Annotated in this window: 10 protein-coding genes and 1 pseudogene; 7 read left to right on the top strand and 4 right to left on the bottom strand. The window is 67.5% G+C overall.

The genetic code is table 11. The features are described 5' to 3' along the window. Positions 1-78: 78 nt before the first annotated feature. The 4 genes from L1066_RS03810 to L1066_RS03825 form a co-directional block, all read right to left on the bottom strand. Positions 79-795 carry an Ig-like domain-containing protein gene (locus L1066_RS03810; RefSeq protein ID WP_235735053.1) on the bottom strand — a complete coding sequence of 239 codons (717 nt, stop codon included), beginning with the start codon at positions 793-795 and terminating at the stop codon, positions 79-81. Next, positions 792-1664: a M4 family metallopeptidase gene (locus L1066_RS03815; protein WP_235735054.1), complete on the bottom strand. Its 873-nt coding sequence runs from the start codon at positions 1662-1664 to the stop codon at positions 792-794. The genes L1066_RS03810 and L1066_RS03815 overlap by 4 nt, the downstream gene beginning before the upstream one ends. Next, the gene (locus L1066_RS03820) at positions 1616-3190 is read right to left on the bottom strand and encodes a PA domain-containing protein (protein ID WP_235735055.1); all 1575 of its coding nucleotides are present in this window, start codon (positions 3188-3190) and stop codon (positions 1616-1618) included. The genes L1066_RS03815 and L1066_RS03820 overlap by 49 nt, the downstream gene beginning before the upstream one ends. Before the next feature lie 169 nt (positions 3191-3359). Next, the gene (locus tag L1066_RS03825; protein WP_235735056.1) at positions 3360-3641 is read right to left on the bottom strand and encodes a hypothetical protein; all 282 of its coding nucleotides are present in this window, start codon (positions 3639-3641) and stop codon (positions 3360-3362) included. Here L1066_RS03825 and L1066_RS03830 point away from each other — a divergent pair. The 7 genes and pseudogenes from L1066_RS03830 (at position 3634) to L1066_RS03860 (ending at position 16123) form a co-directional block, all read left to right on the top strand. After that, positions 3634-5981, top strand: a pseudogene (locus L1066_RS03830) (FtsK/SpoIIIE family DNA translocase). The gene L1066_RS03825 and the pseudogene L1066_RS03830 sit on opposite strands and share 8 nt — an antisense overlap. Next, a complete protein-coding gene (locus L1066_RS27440) occupies positions 5978-7840 on the top strand; it encodes a helix-turn-helix domain-containing protein (protein WP_235735057.1) in 1863 nt (620 codons plus the stop codon). Before L1066_RS03830 ends, L1066_RS27440 begins: the two are co-directional and overlap by 4 nt. Positions 7841-8015: 175 nt before the next feature. After that, complete coding sequence (rimO, locus tag L1066_RS03840; protein WP_235735166.1) at positions 8016-9557, top strand: 30S ribosomal protein S12 methylthiotransferase RimO; 1542 nt, start codon at positions 8016-8018, stop codon at positions 9555-9557. Beyond that, a complete protein-coding gene (gene pgsA / locus L1066_RS03845; protein WP_235735058.1) occupies positions 9445-10053 on the top strand; it encodes a CDP-diacylglycerol--glycerol-3-phosphate 3-phosphatidyltransferase in 609 nt (202 codons plus the stop codon). The genes rimO and pgsA overlap by 113 nt, the downstream gene beginning before the upstream one ends. Before the next feature lie 322 nt (positions 10054-10375). After that, complete coding sequence (locus L1066_RS03850; RefSeq protein WP_235735059.1) at positions 10376-12652, top strand: 5'-nucleotidase C-terminal domain-containing protein; 2277 nt, start codon at positions 10376-10378, stop codon at positions 12650-12652. A gap of 133 nt (positions 12653-12785) precedes the next feature. Then, complete coding sequence (locus L1066_RS03855) at positions 12786-15671, top strand: ExeM/NucH family extracellular endonuclease (RefSeq protein WP_235735060.1); 2886 nt, start codon at positions 12786-12788, stop codon at positions 15669-15671. Positions 15672-15817: 146 nt separating this feature from the next. Further along, a complete protein-coding gene (locus L1066_RS03860; protein WP_235735061.1) occupies positions 15818-16123 on the top strand; it encodes a helix-turn-helix domain-containing protein in 306 nt (101 codons plus the stop codon). The last annotated feature ends 5 nt before the right edge of the window (positions 16124-16128 follow it).

The raw sequence follows: 16128 nt of genomic DNA on the forward strand, positions 1-16128 counted from the left end.
GCGCCGAACCGGCAGAGAGTGCGGGTGCGCAGCTTCTCTGCCGGTTCGACTGATTCCTGTTGCTGGTTTGCGCGGGTGCTACTTCTTGCGCTTGATCACGAACTTCGCAGAACTCGACGTCTTCACGGTGTCGGATCCGAGGTAGTTGGCGACCAACTTGTTCTTGCCCTTCGTGAGCTTCTTGCCCTTGACGTTGAGCGTGACCTTGCCGTTGGACAACGTGCCCTTGGCGACGACCTTCTTCTTCAAGGTGATGGTCACCTTGCCGGTCGGCGTCATGCCTGCCGCGGTCACCTTGACGTTCACCTTGGCGGACTTCTTCTTGTTGGCCAGCTTCTTCGGCTTGGCGTTGGCCTTCGTCTTCGAGGCGACCGGCTCGGTGACCGGAGCCACGTCGCAGACGGTCACCTCGACGTCGTCGACATACCAACCGTCGAAGCCGTTGCAGCCGTCACGACCCATCACGAAGGAGAACCGGACGGTGTCGCCGGCCTCCACACCGAGCTGGGTCAGGTCGACCCGGCTGGTGCCCCAGGTGCCATGCAGCTTGCCACCGTCGGTGCCGGTGAAGCCCTCCTGCCCGGCCAACGGGCTGGTGTTGTTGGGCGCCGGGGCCATGGTGTCGTTGGGGCCGTTGACGATGTAGGCGTCCGTGGGGATCGCCTCGAAGTCGCCGCCGTTGACGCTGGCTCGCACCAGCCCACCGTCATAGCCGAGCTCGGTTGCCACGTAGTGGTCGAAGGAGAGCACCGGGTGCTCGCCGTCGTCCGGCACCGTGACCTCCGGGCTGATCAACGAAGCGGCCGACGAGTAGTCGTCGCTGTCCGGGATGCAGTCGCCGTACGACGGGGGTCGGGCGCGAACGCCGTCGCCGAGTCGTGCTGGGGTGCATCGTAGGTCTGCTCCCAGTCCATGGTCTTGCTGCCTTCGGGGATCTCGGCAGTCTGCTCCCAGCCGTCGATCCCGGCCTCGAAGTCCTCGCTCCAGACGGTCCGAGCAGTGAAGCCCGTGCCGCAGGGGGCGCCAGCCTCGTCGGGCAGCAGTGGCTCGAAGGCGCACTGGACCGGCTCCTTGCGGAGCTCGATGGCCTGGGTCATCTTCGCCACCTGGGCGCAGTCGCCGGCGTTGATCTTGTCGTTGAACGGCTGCTGGTCGTCCTCGGCCGTGCTCAGCTTGTTGAGCTTCTTGCCGGTCAGGTCGGCGCAGGATGCCTCCAAGGAGTTCGCGTGGTCGACGAAGTCGCTGATGGGGGTCTGGTACTCGTTCATCGCCTTGTAGTAGATGTGAGCGGCCTTCTGCAGGCCGATCCCCTCCACCGTCACGCCGTTGAACGTGCCACCGTCGACGAGCAGCGCATAACCGTGGTTGGGAACACCCGAGTTGCCGTGCACGCCGCCGTTGTCGTCGGTGCTGCACTTGTATTCGGCATCGGACACCTTGCCCGGGTCGCCGTAGCAGTTCGGGTTCCACATGTCGCGGATGGCGCCACCGAAGGCCGTCGACTTCTCGCTGAGCAACCAGCGGTAGGAGTCGACCCGGTCGCCGCCCGCGTCCTTCATCGTCACGTTGACGGTCTCGCCGGCACCGAGCGCCGTACGGATCGCCTCCCGGTCGCTCAGGCCGATCGAGACGGTGCTGACGAGATCGGGATCGTCACCCGACATGCCGATGGGGAGTCGTCGGTGTTGCCGATGATGAGCGCGGCAGCTCCCTCCTGCGTGGCCACCTCTGCCTTTTCGGTGAAGGCGCAGGTGCCCCGGTCCACGAGCACGACCTTGCCCGTGACGTCCTCGTTGTAGGCGGAGCAGCCATCGGTCGCGGTGCTGCCGTCGTCGGAGGCATCGGTCGGCGCGACGACGTCACCGGTGAGGCCGTCGGCATCCAGCTGCTGACCGAAGGAGGCTCCTCCGGTCAGGCACTCCTTGGCGATCGACGGCGGGGCGTTGATCGTCAGCACGGGAAGCGCGGGGGAGTTGCTGGAGCACTGTCCCACGGGACGCTTGGTGTTGAGGTTGCCCTCGCCCTCGTCCTCGCGACGGTTGATGAGGTCGATGGTCTCGCCCCAGATGTCGGAGTAGGACTCGTTGAGGGCACCTGCCTGCCACTGGTAGATCAGGCCGTGGGTGTATTCGGTGTAGGCGTGCCCCCACTCGTGGGCGACGACGTCATCGGAGGTGACGCCGTTGCAGTAGTTGGTGGTGACGCCGTTCCAGTTGGCGTTGGGGCACTGGATCGCGGGGTCGTTGTTGATGGTGCGCATGATCGCACCCTTGCCGTCGTAGGAGTCGCGGTTGAACGAGTTCATGAAGAACCAGTAGGTCTCGCCGGCGGAGGTCACCAGGTTCTGCTGGTCCTGGTTGAGGTCGCCGGGGAACTCGTCGCCCTCCTTCCACACCTGGGTGAGGTTGCGATCGGGATCGGCCTCGTAGAGCTCGCGGTCGAGCGCGTCGTGGATCATCGAGTAGCGGTTGACCGGCTTGTTGGTCATCGCGTCGATGAAGACGATGTCGCGCACGTTCTTCTCGTTGGTGACCTCGACGCGCCACACGAGGACGTTGTCACCCTCGTCGCCCTTCACGAGACCTGTCCGGTAGACCATGAGCTCGGGGGTCACGGCCTTCACCCCGGTCGTGTCGGCGCTGCCGTCGTGCCCCGGCGGATCGGCCTTGACCATGCTCACCGCACTCGCGCCGGCCTGGTCGGCGTCGAAGCGGGGTTCGACCGACAACTCGATGTCGGGAACCGCCTCGCCGTTGACCCCGGTGAGGTCGCCGTCGGCGTCCACGTGGGCCCGGAGCAGCGCGCCGAAGACCGGCACGCCCCGGTAGGTCTGCGTGTAGTCGACAGTGGTGCCGTGCTCGCCCTTGGTGACGTTCTGGCGCACGAGTTGTGCTCGCGGTGCGCCGAAGGCCTCGGCATAGGAGTCCAGGTAGGCATCGGCCTTGGCGGCCGGGGCGAGATCCTTGCCCGGGAGGAGGTCGCCGTTGCCCTTGGCTCGGATGAATCCGACCTGACCGGTGGCCTTTTCGCGCTGGACGACGGTGTTGCCGTCGGCCTGCGACTGCATCTTTGCGACCATGGACGTGGTGTCGTCCGGTCCCTGGGGCGCTGCCTGTGCGGTGAGGGTGGGGACTGCCGCGAGCCCCGCGCCCACCATCAGCAGGGCTACGCCCGGCTTGATCAACTTCACTGTGGATCCCTTCAGGCTGTTCCGAGATGCTCGGAAGGGTTGTTGTGGCCTGCGCCACACTAGGGAGAGTTGCCGGTTCGGGTCCAGACACGCCGGAAGTTGTTGCCGCTCCGTGACGGTGCGGGTGTGGGCGACACGCACCTGTGGGGTCCCTGTGGCTGGTGGGACTTTAACCTAGGGTGCTGAGCATGGCGACCCGTACGTCTTCCCCGCCGGGGTCGCGGAGTTCGAGCACGTCCCGGAGCAAGAGTTCCGGCTCGAGTGCGAGCACCCGATCACGGAGTACCTCCAAGAAGCCCACCTCCAAGGCCGCGTCGAAGAAGGCGCCGGCCAAGAAGGCGACTTCGCGCAACTCTCGACCGGCCCCTCGTGCCGTGCGCAGCGGACCGGGCCCGGTGGCCCGGTTCTTCACCGCGCTCGGACGCGGACTGGCGGCGATCTGGATGGGCATCGCCCATGGGCTGGGCTCGTTGGCCCGCTCGATCGGTCACGGTGCCCGCGAGATCGAACCCGAGCAGCGTCGCGACGGCGCCGGTCTCTTCCTCTGCGGCCTCGCCGTGGTGGTTGCTGCCTCCGTCTGGTGGCGGCTGCCCGGAGGGATGATGGACGGGGTGCGTACGGCGGTCGCCGGCTCGGTCGGCAAGCTCGCCTGGTTCGTGCCGATGGTTCTCGTCTACGTGGGCTGGCGCAACATGCGCGACCCCGAGCGCAACGGCCCGGTCGGACGCCAGGTGATCGGTTGGCTGGCGCTGTCGTTCAGCGTGCTGGGCATCGTGCACATCGCCAACGGCAGCCCGCGCCCGAAGATGAGCGACACCGAGGAGCTCCAGCAGGCCGGCGGCGCCGTCGGCTACGTCATCTCGAGCCTGCTGCTCGACCTGCTCCGTGAGCCCTACGTCGTCATCCCGGTGCTCGCACTCGTGGGCATCTTCGGGGTCCTCATCATCACGGCGACCCCGATCTACCAGATCCCCGAGCGGTTGGCCGATGTGCGAGACCGCCTGCTCGGTCGTGACTACTACGACGACGACGATTCGAGCTCACGACGTGGTCGCCGCGACGACTTCGAGCTGGACCCCGAGGCCGGGGACCCGGCCTACGACACCGCCCTGGTCGTCGAGGAGGAGAAGGCCAAGCGGGGCCGCAAGAAGTCGGAGGCCGACGAGCCCGTCGACGAGGACGATGTCTTCGACCCGTTCTCCTCGACGTCGGTGCCTGCGGCGCCCGAGAGCGTCGCGGTCGTCGCCGACGACAAGGTCGAACTCGTCCCGCCGCCACACAGCGAGTTGCCGCAGCGCGTGGAGCAGCTGGCGCTGTCCGGCGACATCACCTACTCGTTGCCCGCGAGTGACATCCTGAAGCCGGGCTCGCCCCACAAGCCCAAGTCGGCCGCGTCCGACGCGGTGGTCGACAGTCTCACCCGGGTGCTCGACGAGTTCGGCATCGACGCTCGCGTGACGGGCTACAGCCGGGGTCCGACGGTGACCCGCTACGAGGTCGAGCTCGGTCCGGCGGTCAAGGTCGAGAAGATCACCGGCATCCAGAAGAACATCGCCTACGCCGTCGCCTCTGCCGACGTACGCATCCTCAGCCCCATCCCGGGCAAGTCGGCCGTCGGTGTGGAGATCCCCAACACCGACAAGGAGGTCGTCTCCCTCGGCGACGTGCTGCGTTCCAACACCGCGCGCAGCAACCACCACCCGATGGTCGTGGGATTGGGCAAGGACGTGGAGGGTGGCTTCGTCGTCGCCAACATGGCGAAGATGCCGCACCTCCTGGTCGCCGGTGCCACGGGCTCCGGAAAATCGTCCTTCATCAACTCGATGATCACCTCGGTCCTCATGCGCTCCACGCCTGACGAGGTCCGGATGATCATGGTCGACCCCAAGCGGGTGGAGCTCAACGCCTACGAGGGCATCCCGCACCTGATCACCCCGATCATCACCAACCCCAAGAAGGCCGCGGAGGCGCTGCAGTGGGTCGTGCGCGAGATGGACATGCGCTACGACGACCTGGCGAACTTCGGTTTCCGTCACGTCGACGACTTCAACAAGGCGGTGCGGGCCGGCACCGTAGAGGTGCCCCCGGGCAGCGAGCGCGTGCTGTCGCCGTACCCCTACCTGTTGGTGGTCGTCGACGAGCTCGCCGACCTGATGATGGTCGCCCCGCGAGACGTCGAGGACGCTGTCGTACGCATCACGCAGCTGGCGCGTGCGGCGGGCATCCACCTGGTGCTGGCGACGCAACGTCCGTCGGTCGACGTCGTGACCGGTCTGATCAAGGCCAACGTCCCGTCACGCCTGGCCTTCGCCACGTCGTCGCTCGGCGACAGCCGCGTCATCCTCGACCAGCCCGGCGCCGAGAAGCTCGTCGGTCAAGGTGATGGGCTGTTCCTGCCGATGGGGAGAGCAAGCCCATCCGCGTCCAGGGTTCGTGGGTGACCGAGGCCGAGATCGCCGAAGTGGTCAAGAGCTGCAAGACGCAGCTCGAGCCGACCTACGTCGAGGACGTCACGGCCAGCGCTGCCTCCAAGCGCGACCTGGACGACGACATCGGTGACGACCTGGAGCTGGTCATCCAGGCGGTCGAGCTGGTGGTCAACTCGCAGTTCGGCTCGACCTCGATGTTGCAGCGCAAACTGCGTGTCGGTTTCGCCAAGGCGGGCCGTCTCATGGACATCATGGAGAGCCGCGGCGTCGTGGGCCCGAGCGAGGGTTCGAAGGCGCGCGACGTGTTGATCAAGCCCGATGAACTCGACGGTGTGCTGATGACCTTGCAGGGGGAGATGTGACCACGACGGAGCACTACGACCCGGTCGCCCGGGAGACGGTGGAAGTACGCCGCAACGCAGGTCTCGCAGCCCTCATCGGCGTCCTTGCCGCTGCGGTGGCCATTGCCTGGCTCGGCCGCGCGACCCAGTCCGCCGCCGTGCTCGACTGGATCGTCGTCGCGGTCATGACCGTCGTGGCTGTCGGCTGGTTGGCCTCGTTCGTCGATGCACGCTCGCCACTGCTGGTCGCCGACGACCACGGGGTGCGGATCCGTCTCGGTCACGCGTGGCAGGGACTTCCGTGGGACGCACTTGCCTCGATCGAGCACCACCCGCGTCAGGCCTGGTGGCGTGACGGCGTGCTGGCGCTCGAGCCGAGCGACGTCGATCACGTGCTCACCGAGGCCGACGCCGGTGTCCGTCGGCGGGCCTGGCTCAACCGTCGCCTGCACGGCGCCCCGCTGGCGGTGCCGATCGGCCTCGCCACCCGCACTGTCGGCGCCGGTGACGACCTCACCGCGACCCTGCGCCGGCTGGCCCAGGGGCGCGACCGCTGTCGTGGTCGCCGAGCCTGCTGCCGCGGTCGAGGACGGCGAGCCTGGCGGACGATGTCACCGAAGACGTCGCCGACGGCGTCGGCCCCGTGCCCGGGACGGACGACCTCGACGCAGCGTTCGAGGGGTGCTGGTGTTCGAGCGCATGCCCGACGCGCCCTTCGGCGAGGAGGTCGTCCTCGAGGAGATCGGCGACGAGGCTCCGCGGCCGCCACGGAGGCCGACGAGGTGGGTGTCGACGTACCGTTCTCCGACGGCAGCGCTCCTGCCGCCGGCTTCGGTCTCCGGGTGAGGCGCCGCGTCGCCCGGATGGTCGAGCTGCGTCGTGAGACCGCAGCACGTCGCGACGAGGTCGTGGCTGAGGTCGAGGCCGATCTGGCCTTCGCCGAGGCCGACACCCAGGATTCGATCCCTGCCGTGGAGCCGGTGCGCCCGGTGGTCCAGGCGCGCCGGAGCGTCGTGCACCACGAGGTCGAGGAGGCGCATCCGGTCCCAGGTCGCGAGTTGCGACGTGACGGACGCGTCAGCCTGGTCGAGGAGTCCGGGGCCCAGCCCAGCGTGACGCTCGGCGAGGTCGACGAGGTCAGTGGGTTCGACGAGGCCGACGAGGCGATGCCGCGTCCGGAGCCGGTCATCGGGCCGGTCCTGACCCGGGCTCGCGAACGCATCGGACTCACGGTCGATGCCCTGGCCGAGCGCACCCGGATCCGTCCGCACGTGATCGAGGCCATCGAGGTCGACGACTTCGCGCCGTGCGGTGGTGACTTCTACGCTCGCGGCCACCTGCGGACCCTGGGCCGGATCCTCGGATTGGAAGCGGGACCGCTGGTCAAGCTCTATGACGAGCGCTACGCCGACGCACCCATCAACGCGCGCAAGGTCTTCGAGGCGGAGCTCGCGACCGGTACCGGCGGCATCCGTGCCGTGCGGGGAGGTCCGAACTGGTCCGTCGTCGTGGCCGCGGTCATGGCCGTGGTGCTGGCCTGGTCGGTCGCCAAGTTGGCGATGGACGACAAGCCCGAGCCTGACGGCGTGATGTCGCTCAGCCAGGGGTCCGGCGGCCCCAACGGCTCGGCGCAACAGGCCGAGCGGGTGACCATCAAGGTCACGGCGACCAGCAGCTCCCAGGTGGAGATCAGCAATGCGAAGGGCCGTGTCGTGTTCAGCGAGGAGTTGTCGGCGGGTGACATCCACCGCATCGACGTCGTCGCGCCGGTGAAGGTCAAGGCCACCGACGCAGGCGCGGTGGAGGTCGAGATCGACAACGTTGCGCAGGGGACGGTCGGCAAGGCCGGTCAGGCCGGCAGCAGGAAGTTCGGCGGCTGAGCGACGCGGTGGATCCTCACCAGACGTGCCGAGGCCCGTCGCGGAGTTCGGCTCCGCGGCGGGTTTCGGCCCTTTCGGGCCACGGGGGCGAGGCCGAAGCGGGGGAACGTGCCGTCACACGGCATACTTCACGGTAGCCATGACGACTTCACAGACCACCCAGCCCGACGACCTCGTGTCCGTCGCGATGGTGACCCTCGGATGTGCCCGCAACGAGGTGGATTCCGAGGAGCTGGCCGGCCGCCTGGCCGCCGACGGTTTCCGCCTGGTCGACGACCCGGAGGACGCCGACACCGTCGTGGTCAACACGTGCGGATTCGTCGAGGCCGCGAAGAAGGACTCCGTCGACACCCTCCTCGAGGCGGCGGACCTCAAGGAGACCGGACGCACCCAGGCCGTGGTTGCCGTGGGCTGCATGGCCGAGCGCTACGGCAAGGACCTCGCGCAGTCGTTGCCCGAGGCCGACGCCGTGCTCGGCTTCGACGACTATCCCGAGATCGCCGATCGGCTCCGTTCGGTCCTCGCGGGGGAGACGCTCCACCCGCACACGCCGCAGGATCGTCGCAAGCTGCTCCCGATCACGCCGGCAGAGCGTGACGCGTCCACGTTGAGCGTCCCCGGCCACCAGCCGGTCGCCTCGGTCGACGACGTGGGCGCTGGTGGTCCCGCGACCGGGCCCCGCGCCGTACGCCGCCGTTTGGGCTCCGGCCCCACCGCACCCTTGAAGCTCGCCAGCGGCTGCGACCGTCGGTGCACGTTCTGCGCCATCCCAGCCTTCCGCGGCGCCTTCGTGAGCCGTAGGCCCTCCGACGTGCTGCAGGAGGCCCAATGGCTGGCCACGCAGGACGTCAAGGAGATCTTCCTCGTCAGCGAGAACTCGACCTCCTACGGCAAGGATCTCGGTGACCTGAGGTTGCTCGAGACGATGCTCCCCGAGCTTTCCGCCATCGAGGGGATCGAGCGGGTGCGGGTCTCCTACCTTCAGCCCGCCGAGACCCGTCCCGGGCTGATCGAGGCCATCGCCACGACGCCCGGTGTGGTGCCCTACTTCGATCTCTCCTTCCAGCACGCCAGTGCCACGGTGCTGCGCCGGATGCGTCGCTTCGGTGACCCCGAGAGCTTCCTGGGACTGCTGCAGCAGATCCGCGCGCTGCGCCCCGATGCTGGGGTGCGCTCCAACGTGATCGTCGGTTTCCCGGGCGAGACCGAGGAGGAGTTCCGCACGCTGTGCGACTTCCTGGTCGAGGCCCGCCTCGACGTGACCGGTGTCTTCGGCTACTCCGACGAGGACGGCACCGCCGCCGAACAGCTGCCCGGCAAGCTCGACGCAGATCTCATTGCCGAGCGCACTGCTGAGGTGAGCGCACTCGTGGAGGAGCTGAACGCCCAGCGGGCCGAGGATCGGATCGGTGACCGGGTGAGTGTGCTCGTCGAGTCCCTCGATGACGGCGTCGTCGAGGGGCGTGCCGAGCAGCAGGGGCCCGAGGTCGACGGCTGCACCCGGATCGAAGGCGATGTCGCGGCACTGCGGATCGGCGACATCGTCGAAGCGACCGTCATCGCGACGGAAGGTGTCGATCTGGTGGCCGAGCTGGGGAGGGATCGTGACCGAAGCCGAGGCCAAGCCCAGCAACTGGAACATCCCCAACGCGCTCACGACTCTGCGCATCCTCATGGTGCCGCTCTTCGGGTGGGCCCTGCTGCAGGACGGCGGTGACTCGGTCGGCTGGCGGGTCGTGGCCTTCGTGATCTTCGCACTGGCGATGGTCACCGACAAGATCGACGGCGACATCGCGCGTTCACGCAACCTGGTCACCGATTTCGGCAAGATCGCCGACCCCATCGCTGACAAGGCGATCACCGGCATGGCCTTCATCGGCCTGTCCATCGTCGGTGACGTCTGGTGGTGGGTGACGATCCTGGTGCTCGTTCGGGAGTGGAGCATCACGCTGCTGCGACTGTCGATCATGAAGAACGTCGTGATCCCCGCGGCCCAGAGCGGCAAGATCAAGACTGCTTTGCAGGGCGTGGCGCTGGCCGGGCTGGCGCTGCCGCTGCGGCAGGTGGACGGATGGATGGACCTGCCCGGCGACGTCCTGTTCTACGCGAGCCAGGCCCTCCTGGCCGGTGCCGTGGCCATGACCGTCTGGTCGGGTTACGAGTTCTATCGCGAGGCGTGGAAGCAGCGGCACGCCTTGTCCGGCCGTGGCTGACTGGTCGTTCCTGCGTCTCGCATTTCGCCGTTGCTTCTCGCGCTGCGATGTGACCGAGACCACTTCGTGACCTTTTTGGGCTCCCGGAGTCGGTGATCCTGTCCTAGGGTGACGGGATCCTGACGACAGATCTTCGTCCTTCCTGGACCATCAACGGCGAATCGCGGTTCGCGCCTGAGGGCTGCCGGAAACCTTCTTTTCACCGAGTGCTCACGCATTCGACGGGTTGCTGCACGCGTGATGTGTGTGTGCTGGGGATCTGACCGTCGGGAGATCTCGGGGACGGTTTCGACGGTGACGAGGCGAGGAGCAACGCAGAATCATGACAATCTTGCAGAAGAAGGCAGCCGTAGGAGCTGCCGCGGCGCTGGTGCTGGGGGGACTGGCGGCACTGCCCACCGGCGCGGCCCAGGCAGCGCCCGAGGACGTGGTGCAGGTCCAGATCCTGGCCACCAACGACTTCCACGGCCGGATCCTGCCGAACGGGGCGGAATCGGGCGCGGCGGTGATCGCGGGCGCGGTGCAGGAGCTTGAGGCCGACAACCCCAACACGGTCTTCGCGGCCGCCGGTGACCTGATCGGCGCGTCCACGTTCGAGTCCTTCATCAGCCAGGACAAGCCCACGATCGACGCGCTCAACGCAGCCGGCCTCGACGTGTCGGCCGTCGGCAACCACGAGTTCGACCAGGGCTACGACGACCTGGTCAACCGGGTGATGGCGCCGTACGACGCGACGACGAACCCGCTGGGCGGCGCGGAGTGGGAGTACATCGGCGCCAACGTGAAGAAGAAGGTCGACGGCACGCAGGCAGACGGCATCGAGGCTTCCTGGATGGAGACCTTCACCGAGGGCAGCAACACCGTCGACGTCGGTTTCGTGGGTGCGGTCACCGAGCACCTCGACGAGCTGGTGTCTCCGGCCGGCATCGCCGACATCGAAGCCGCCGACATCGTGTCGTCGGTCAACGCAGAGGCAGCTGACCTGAAGGATGCCGGCGCGGAGCTCGTCGTGCTGCTCGTTCACGAAGGTGCCGCGACGACCGCCTTGGCGTCCGCAACCGACCCGGCGTCCGACTTCGGCAAGATCGTGACCGGGGTCAGCGACGACATCGGTGCGATCGTCTCGGGCCACACCCATCTGGCCTACAACCACACCATCGACGGGATGCCGGTGGTCTCCGCCGGTCAGTACGGCGTGAACCTCAACCAGCTCGTCTTCGACATCGACTCGGCCACCGGCGAGGTGGAGGTCGTCTCGCAGGAGATCCTCCCGCTGATGCGCAACGAACCTGTCGGCGGTCAGGACAACTGGATCGCCAACTATGCGCCGGACCCGGTGGTCGCGCAGATCGTCCAGGACGCCAAGGACGAGGCCGACGTGCTCGGTGCCGAGCAGATCGGCGAGATCGGTGCTGCGTTCCAGCGCGCGAAGCTGAGCAACGGCACCACGGAGAACCGCGGCGGTGAGTCGACCCTCGGCAACCTGGTCGCCGAGGTGCAGCGCGCCCAGACCCCTGAGTCCATCGGGGGCGCCGAGATCGCCTTCATGAACCCCGGCGGTCTCCGGGCCGACATGGTCGGTGAGGACGGCAAGCTCACCTACAAGCAGGCCGCCGTCGTGCAGCCCTTTGCCAACACCCTGGTACGCATGGACTTGACCGGCGCACAGATCAAGCAGGTTCTCGAGGAGCAGTGGCAGCCGGACGGTGCCTCGCGCCCCTTCCTGCGGCTCGGCATCTCGGAGGGATTCACCTACACCTACGACCCGTCGGCTGCGCGCAACAAGCGGGTCACTGGGATGTGGCTGGACGGCACGGCCATCAAGCCGGCATCGAGCTACTCGGTGACGGTGAACTCCTTCCTCTCCACGGGTGGTGACAACTTCTTCACCCTGAACGCCGGTGCGAACAAGCAGGACACCGGGGTCACCGACCTGCAGGCGATGGTCGACTACATGGCTGCGGCGGAGGACGCCGTGTCCCCGGACTTCAGCCAGCGCTCGGTCGGTGTGTCCACGGACAAGGCCAGCTATGCGCCGGGTGACACCGCTACGGTCGATCTCAGCTCGTTGATCATGACCGGCCCCGGTGACACCGTTGACGAGGAGGTCAGTGTCGCTGTCGGGAGTGCTGCCCCGGTGAGCGTGCCGGTCGACGCGACGGTCACGGACGAGGTGACCGACGAGGACGGCGTTGCCCAGGTCCAGCTCACCATCCCTGCCGGGACCAAGCGCGGTTCGTCGCTGGCCGTCACCGTCACGGGTGAGGCCAGTGGCACGCAGCTCTCGTTCAGCCTTCCCGTCGCGCCGAAGGTCGCCCCGAAGCTGCAGGTGAAGGTCAAGCCCAAGAAGGTCAAGGCGAAGAAGACCAAGGCCAAGGTGGTCATCGCGGTCAAGGCCAAGGGCGTCGACGTCACCGGCAAGGTGCAGGTCAAGGCCAACGGCAAGAAGAAGACGGTCAAGGTGAACAAGGCGGGGAAGGCGAAGGTCAACCTCGGCAAGTTCAAGAAGAAGGGCAAGAAGAAGGTGGTCGTGACCTACCTGGGCGACGACAACCTGAAGAAGGCCAAGAAGAAGTTCAAGGTCAAGGTCACGCGCTGACCCAGGTGCGTCGACACAGTTGACCCCGATGACAGGGGGCCGCCACTCGGGCGGTGGCCCCCTGTCGTCGTCCCCGCAGGTCTCGGTTGCCTGCTCCAGGAGACACATTCACGCGGTTCTCGGAGGAACCAACATGTCCCGACACAAACTCGTGGCACCGCTCGCGGTCGCCGCCCTCACCGCGGCCACGCTGGCCGCGGTCCCCACCACTGCACAGGCAGCACCCGTTGCGGATTCAGCGCTGGTGATCAGCGAGGTCTACGGAGGTGGCGGCAACTCTGGAGCGCCGCTCAACCAAGACTTCGTGGAACTTCACAACAAGGGCGACGTGCCCATCGACCTGACCGGTTATTCGGTGCAGTACAAGAGCGCCGCCGGCGCGGTGTGGACCGGTCGGATCGATCTGTCAGGAACGCTGGCGCCCGGGGACTACTACCTCGCAGCGGGCGCAACCGGCGCCAACGGCGGGCCGCTCCCGACGCCGGACGTGGTCAACACGGGCGTCAACCTGTCCGGAACGACGGGCAATGTTGCTCTGTCATCCTCGACGACAACCCTGACGTGCGTGACCACGGCCTGCGCCGCTGACCCGGCAGTGGTCGACCTCGTGGGTTTCGGCGGAGGCGACACCTTCCTCGGCACAGCTCCAGCCCCGGCCCCGTCCAATTCCACCTCGGTGGCTCGTGACGTGGACTCCTCCAACACCCTCCAGAACGTGGACGACTTCACTGCCGGCGCGCCCACGCCGGGCGAGGAGCCAGCGGTGGTCGAGCCGCCGGAAGAGGTCGAGCTGACGATCCCCGAGATCCAGGGCACCGGGCTGGTCTCCGACCACGTCGGCGACATCGCCACGACCACCGGCGTGGTCACGGCGGCCTATCCGGCAGGTGGCCTCTTCGGGTTCTACCTGCAGACACCAGGCACCGGTGGCGCGACCGATGTCGCCTCGCGCACGGCCTCCGACGGCATCTTCGTGCGGGTCGCCGCATCGGCGGGCGCCGTCACCGTGCAGCCGGGTGACCACGTGCAGGTCAAGGGCGCCGTGGCCGAGTATGCCGGTGCCACCCAGGTCGAGGTGACGGCGGCGGCCGACATCGTCCCCCTCGACGACGATGCCGATCCGGTGACCCCAGTGACGCTGGAGGCCTGGCCGAGCGCCCCCGCCGAGCGGGAGGTGCTGGAGGGCATGCTTTTCCAACCGACCGGTGACTTCACCGTCACCAACACCTACTTCGGGGGCAGCAACCCCGGTGACAGCCGCTACGGCGAGGTCGGTCTGGCGCAGGGCGACAAGCCGCTGATGACGCCGACCGAGGTGGCCGATGCGCAGGACGCTGCCGCGGTTGCCGCGGTCGAGGCCGACAACGCGGCCCGGCAGGTCGTGCTCGACGACGGCTCGTCGTGGAGCTTCTTCGGTGGCAGCTATGACGGCAATGGCACCCCGGCCTACGTCTCCCAGTCCCAGCCGGCCGTGGTCGGTGCCTCGGTCACATTCGACGAGCCCGTGGTCTTCACGGAGGGCGGTAGCCCCTCCGCGCCGACCTGGCGCTTCCAGCCCACCTCGTGGGTGCAGGGGCCGGACAACACGACGAGCCCGGTGACGTTCGAGAACACGCGTACGCCGGCACCGGAGGCGGCGCAGATCGATCCGGACGGTACCGCCGACGTGCGGGTGGCGTCGTTCAACGTGCTCAACTACTTCACCACCCTGGGTGACGCGGACGACGACAACGTCGGCGATGGTGGCTGCACCGCCTACAACGACCGCAACGGCGACGGCAACAACGTCAACACCGGGTGTGCCCAGCGCGGCGCCTGGGACCCCGAGGACCTGGAGCGTCAGCAGAACAAGATCGTGGCCGCGATCAACGCGCTCGACGCCGACGTGGTCGGGCTGATGGAGATCGAGAACTCCGCAGCCCTCGGTGAGGAGGCCGACGAGGCAACCGAGACGCTGGTGGCCGCACTCAACGCGGATGCTGGCGACGAGGTCTGGGCGGCCAACCCGTCGTCCGAGGAACTGCCCGACGCCTCCGAGCAGGACGTGATCACCAACGCGATCATCTACAAGGTCGCCTCGGTGGAGCGGGTCGGTGAGGCGCACGCTCTCGGCGATCAGAGCAGCGGTTCGGGCGCGTTCGCCAACGCTCGTGAGCCCATCGCGCAGACGTTCCGCTCGACCGACGGCGGCGACTCCTTCCTGGTCGTCGTCAACCACTTCAAGTCGAAGGGGTCGGGGGCCGACGACGGCACCGGGCAGGGCGCGGCCAACCCGGACCGCATCGCCCAGGCCGAAGCACTGCGCGACTGGGTGCCGTCGGTGCAGGCGAGCGAGGACGTCGAGGCGGTGCTGCTGACCGGTGACTTCAACGCCTACACGATGGAGGACCCGCTGCAGGTGCTCTACGACGCCGGCTACGCAGACGCCGCCACCGAGTTCGGCAGCGGGGACGAGTGGACCTACTCCTTCCAGGCGATGTCGGGTTCGCTCGACCACGTGCTGCTGAACGAAGCGGCGCAGGCAGCCACGACCGGAGCAGACATCTGGGGCATCAACTCGGGTGAGTCGCTGCTCTTCGAGTACAGCCGGTGGAACTACCACGCCACCGACTTCCACGAGGACACGCCGTATCGCTCCTCCGACCACGACCCGGTGCTGGTGGGCCTCGACCTGGTGGCCGACGACTCCGAGCCGGAGCCGGTCAAGGCCCAGAAGGCCGTGATCAAGGCGAAGTTCAAGCCCGCCAAGCTCAAGGTCGGCAAGAACGGCAAGATCGTCGTCACCGTCAAGGGCAAGCAGGGCGCCAAGGCGACCGGCAAGGTCAAGATCAAGGTGAAGGGGAAGGTCACGGGCAAGAAGACCATCACCGTCAAGCTGAACAAGAACGGCAAGGCGAAGATCAAGCTGCCCAAGGCCAAGAAGGTCGGCAAGCTCCAGGTCGCGGTCAAGTACCTCGGCTCCGATGCCGTGAAGGCCGGCAAGAAGAAGTTCAAGGTCAAGGTGGTTCGCAAGAAGTAGCGGCACACCAGCGTCGTGAGGGGTCGGGTCGACCCGACCCTCACTGCGCCGTTCCGTCCACAGAAGTGGTGAGTCACTCGACGGGAACAACCCACCTCGGGGTAGCGTTGTGACATCACCTGACGGTGGAAAGAAAGGACCGGCCCATGACGCTCTTCCGACGACTGCTCGGAGAGGCGCTGCGCGCGCAGCGCATGGAGCGTGGGTTGACCCTGCGTGAGGTCTCCGCAGACGCCCGGGTGAGTCTGGGCTACATCTCCGAGATTGAGCGTGGCCAGAAGGAAGCCTCCTCCGAGCTGCTCGCCTCCCTGTGCGGCGCGCTCGAGATGCCGTTGTCGCTGCTGCTGCACAACGTGAGCCAGGCCGCTGCCATCGAGGAGCAGCTCCTCACGGTGCCCGCCACGACGCTGCCGGTGCGTACCGGTGCCGACGTGGTCGCCTCCGCCGCCTGACCCTG

Origin of the sequence: Nocardioides alcanivorans (assembly GCF_021555175.1) — a bacterium.
GTDB lineage: Bacteria > Actinomycetota > Actinomycetes > Propionibacteriales > Nocardioidaceae > Nocardioides > Nocardioides alcanivorans.